The sequence below is a fragment of the Bacillus sp. JJ1503 genome (assembly GCF_036965125.1).
Lineage (GTDB): Bacteria > Bacillota > Bacilli > Bacillales > Cytobacillaceae > Cytobacillus.
On the sequence record NZ_JBALOZ010000168.1, the window covers coordinates 8,228 to 12,237 of the forward strand.

Below are 4,010 nucleotides of genomic sequence, written 5' to 3' on the forward strand. Positions count from 1 at the left end.
GTCCATAAATTTTGAAATCATTCCCTTTATGCAAGCAGTCAAGGATGTTAATAATTTTCTCCTCTTTTTAAGGAACAATAAATATGAAAATTGTCATCAAAAAATTGATTTATCCATTGGAAATTTCAATCTTTGGACTAGATTGTAGATAGACTGAGGTATCTGCCCATTCCTAGAGGGTCTAATTAATCGTTTGATTAAGAAGAGAAAGAAGATAGCGCGGGAAAGGTTCTGGATGCTTTGGCATTGCTATGCTAGGTATGACCCAAAAATACGAAGCACTCAAATTTAGTAGAAATCAATGCTGTCGGTCTGTGTTCTTTTATATATGGAATGATAAAATGGTCTCATTTACCTTTGAGATCGTTTTTCTTTTTTATGTGAAAATTTGATATTATAAGATTGTGTTATGTTGAGCATTCTTTTTTGTCCTCGCTTTCAATCAAAAGAGAGGATATGCAAATTGGAAATCAAGTGGTTTCATCTTAAATGATCAAAGACAAACCATTTTAGCTCGATTGATATATGCCCTATGAAAGCATAATAAATAGTAGATTCTTTATGTGTGGCATTTACAAAGTAATGAAAAGGACGGTATTTTTCTATGCTAGAAAACAAGAAACGCAAAATTATTCTTGATTGTGATCCAGGTCATGATGATGCCATTGCTATTTTGCTCGCAGCAGGGAATCCAAACATCGAATTAGTCGGTATTACAACTGTAGCAGGGAATGCTGAAGTGGAGAAAACAACGAAGAATGCCCTAAAAGTTTGTGAGATTGCCGGCATGTATGATGTACCTGTTTTCCAAGGAAGCGGTCAACCGCTTGTCAGAAAACGCGAAACAGCTCCCGATATTCATGGAGATTCCGGAATGGACGGACCGGTTCTGCCAGAGGCTACTAAAACGATCGAAAAGGAACACGCTGTTGATTTTATTATTCGAAAGCTAATGGAATCAGATGGGGATATTACACTCGTTCCTACTGGCCCGCTAACGAATATCGCGATGGCTATGAGACGTGAACCGGCTATCCTATCTAAAATTCAAGAAATTGTCATCATGGGCGGAGGTACGTTTGGCAACTGGACTCCAGCAGCAGAATTCAACATTTATGTTGATGCGGAGGCTGCAAAGGTTGTTTTTGAGAGTGGCGTTCCGATTACGATGATGGGGCTTGACCTTACTCATCAAGCTTTAGCGACTAACGAGGTCTGCGAACGCATTGCTGCGATTGACAATCCCGTTGCGCAATTTGTGAGCGAGCTACTGATGTTTTTCCGCAAAACGTATTTAGAGGTATTTGGATTCGAACATCCACCTGTACATGATGTTTGTTGTGTAGCGTATTGTATCGATCCTTCTGTTGTTGAGGCGAAAAAGTTGCGTGTAGATGTGGAGACAACCGGGGTTCATACTTACGGAATGACCTTAGTAGATATGCACGGTGTAACTGGGCGTGAACCAAATGTCAATGTTGCCTTGAAGCTAGATCATACGAAGTTTTGGGATATGGTCATCGAGGCACTGAAAAGCTACACAGACAAGTAATTTGAAAAAATTTTAAACTGTTGAAATGGGGATTAGTGATGAAAGCAATTATTTTTGATGTTGATACGGGGATTGATGATGCATTAGCGATGTCTTACTCCATAAACTCTCCAGAACTAGAGCTGCTTGGTTTTACGACCTGTTTCGGTAACGTACCCGTAGAAGAAGCGACTCGTAATACACTTACTGTTATTGAAAAGTTAGGGAAGAACATCCCTGTTTATCAAGGAACTGCTCAACGATTCGTGCGCGGCGAAAAAGAGGTTTGGGCGAAACATGTCCATGGAGAGGATGGATTAGGCAATACGTTGAAGAACGAACCGACGTCTAAAGCGAAAAGTCAATTTGCTCCGGATTTTATGATCGAACAGGTGAAAAATCGCCCGCATGAGATAACGATCATTGCTGTGGGACCACTGACGAATCTTGCTTTAGCAATCCAAAAAGCACCGGAAATCATCCCGCTCGTTAAAGAGGTCGTTGTGATGGGTGGGGCTGTGAAAGTACCAGGGAATGTAAATGCTTATGCAGAAGCGAATATCTTCTCTGACCCTGAAGCAGCTGATTATGTTTTCTCATCTGGTTTAAAGGTGACTCTTGTCGGATTAGATGTAACCTTGCAAACATTATTGCCACTATCAAGGGTTAACGAATGGCGTGCGACTGGAAAAGAAACGGCTCAGTTTTTTGCGGACATGACCGAGTTTTATATTGGATATTATGAAAAATATTATCCAGGTATTGCTGGTTGTGGTCTTCATGATCCACTTGCCGTGGGAGTTGCCATTGATTCAAGTTTTGTAAAGACGGAAATGATGAATGTAAAGGTTGTTTTAGAAGGAGAAGAGGAAGGAAGAACCATCGGTCATCTTGAAGGTGAACCAAAGATTCGCGTCTGTACAGAAGTAGATGCAGATCGATTTTTAGAACATTTTCTAAGTAGAGTTGTATGATTTAAGTTTAATTCTTCACTTACCAACACTAGATCCCACAGAAGAGCGGACTGATCCGCTTTTCTGTGGGGTTCTTTTTTTCGTTAACCGAATGGTCACAGTGACGCTGCGAAGATAATCAACAATCGTTAGATAGACTTTGCTATTATCTATATAACCATACTAATGTTCACTATTTTTCGTTTGCTAATGAAAAGATTTAATCAAACGTTTGATTGAACAGTCCCAATCCCTTGTCCTGCCTAGCTTTGAGGGGATTTAATTAAACGTTTGATTAATATGTAAGATTGTATTTATATATCAATTTATAGCAATGGCCTAATTTTAATAATTATTATGATACAAACTTAGTGAGAGCCTGTCCGATCAGTGCAAGAGGGCATTTAAACAAACGTTTGATTAATAGAGGCCCGAAAAAGTATTAGCGGAAAAAAGAATCATTTCGGTCGCAGTGACGCTTGGGAAAATCCTGTTTCACATTAGTCGCATATTAAAAGAGACACACAAGAACTTAATTTTCCTGTGTGTCTCTTATTAGTTTATATATTAGTATTATTTTTTCTTTGCGGCTGCATTTTATTTAACAGGCTGATGGACAACCACTTTTGAAGAGACAAGATTCACAGGATTGGCAATCGTGTCGCCGACAGGGCAATGATCTTCAACGAATGCTTTAAATGCTTCAATTTTATCTTCTGGGGCATCCGTTTCGATATGAAACGTATATCGTATGGATAAGAATCCTGGTCTTACATCTGATTTGTTAAAAAACCCATCTAGGTCAATATCTCCTTCTAATTCAACCCAAAACTTTTGAAGATTGATATTGAATTGCTTCGCATACGTTCTCGCTACGATTGACTGGCACGCACCTAAAGCGGACAGAAGTAGTTCCACCGGATTCATCCCTTTATCCGTTCCTCCTAAGCTAGCCGGCTCATCCACAATGACTTTATGCCCTCTCGATTCTGTTTCCACTAATACGTTTTCTTTTAATACTGTTTTTGCTTTAAATGTTGTAATCGCCATCTTTTTCTCTCCCTTTCCTATTTGGATTTCACTTGCTAGCTTTGCAGCTTTGGAAAATGAAAACATCTTCTCTAAGATAAGAGAAGGGTGCATGACAAAACATGAAGATATTTTGCCAATACCTTCTCATCTTCTGGTTGATTAGCCACTCTTCTAAATTAGGCACCAGGTTTCATCACAAACTGAGTGACTTTATAGGCTGGATGCCGAGAGTTCGCTGCGTCAGTCCCACCCTCTATCTGGATAAGAAGAATTTAATTCATATTATTCCAATAAGAATTATTGTATTCATATTATCATAAAATTCATGCGAATAAAACTATTTTTTCTGAAAATTAGAGCCAGTCCCGGTTAGTGTAAGAGAGCATTAAACAAACGTTTGATTAAACAGTCTCAATCCCTTGAGCTGCCTGGCTTTGAGGGGATTTAATCAAACGTTTAATTAATATGTATGTTCGTATTTATATATCAATTTA

The 4,010-nt window shown here is 38.9% G+C and carries 3 protein-coding genes; 2 read left to right on the forward strand and 1 reads right to left on the reverse strand.

Annotation, left to right across the window (positions count from 1 at the left end; genetic code table 11):
* Nucleotides 1-604: 604 nt before the first annotated feature.
* Both V7149_RS13670 and V7149_RS13675 read left to right on the forward strand, forming a co-directional pair.
* A complete protein-coding gene (locus V7149_RS13670) occupies nucleotides 605-1,552 on the forward strand; it encodes a nucleoside hydrolase (protein WP_335346176.1) in 948 nt (315 codons plus the stop codon).
* Between the two features lie 38 nt (nucleotides 1,553-1,590).
* Entirely contained in the window at nucleotides 1,591-2,505 is a 915-nt protein-coding gene (locus V7149_RS13675) for a nucleoside hydrolase (protein ID WP_335346177.1), read from the forward strand.
* Nucleotides 2,506-3,081: 576 nt separating this feature from the next.
* Here the strand turns inward: V7149_RS13675 and V7149_RS13680 are convergent.
* Complete coding sequence (locus tag V7149_RS13680; protein ID WP_335346178.1) at nucleotides 3,082-3,534, reverse strand: OsmC family protein; 453 nt, start codon at nucleotides 3,532-3,534, stop codon at nucleotides 3,082-3,084.
* Nucleotides 3,535-4,010 lie beyond the last annotated feature (476 nt).

Coding starts and splice junctions, on each gene's coding strand:
- V7149_RS13680 (WP_335346178.1), bottom strand. CDS start 3,534: ATGGCGATTACAACATTTAAAGCAAAAACAGTATTAAAAGAAAACGTA.
- V7149_RS13675 (WP_335346177.1), top strand. CDS start 1,591: ATGAAAGCAATTATTTTTGATGTTGATACGGGGATTGATGATGCATTA.
- V7149_RS13670 (WP_335346176.1), top strand. CDS start 605: ATGCTAGAAAACAAGAAACGCAAAATTATTCTTGATTGTGATCCAGGT.